Annotated in this window: 1 pseudogene; it reads left to right on the top strand. The window is 69.9% G+C overall.

The annotated features are described in order from the left end of the window. Positions 1 to 2: 2 nt before the first annotated feature. Positions 3 to 256, top strand: a pseudogene (locus SB725_RS32410) (hypothetical protein); the annotation flags it as partial.

Below are 256 nucleotides of genomic sequence, written 5' to 3'. Positions count from 1 at the left end.
CCATCGCCCCTGCACCGCCGGCGCTTGCCATTCGCCATGGTGCCTTCGCCGAGCGCCAGCAATTGCTGGAACGGCATCTGGACGACGACAGCCGAAGCTGGTGGCAGCAAGCCCGGGAACAACTGGCCCGGCAGCCCTCGGCCAACACCCTGATGCTGCTCAGCAGTCAGTGTCGGCGCCGCTTGGCCAGCGCACCGCTGGCCCCCAGCCCGGACTGCAACCGCACTCAACTGGCCCGGGCGCTGCTGCTGGCCCA

The organism is Pseudomonas sp. SIMBA_041 (genome assembly GCF_046535095.1).
In the GTDB taxonomy this organism is placed as follows: Bacteria; Pseudomonadota; Gammaproteobacteria; order Pseudomonadales; family Pseudomonadaceae; genus Aquipseudomonas; species Aquipseudomonas mucoides.
The sequence above is the reverse complement of the archived record's forward strand: the minus strand, read 5'-3'. Positions and strand labels throughout refer to the sequence as shown.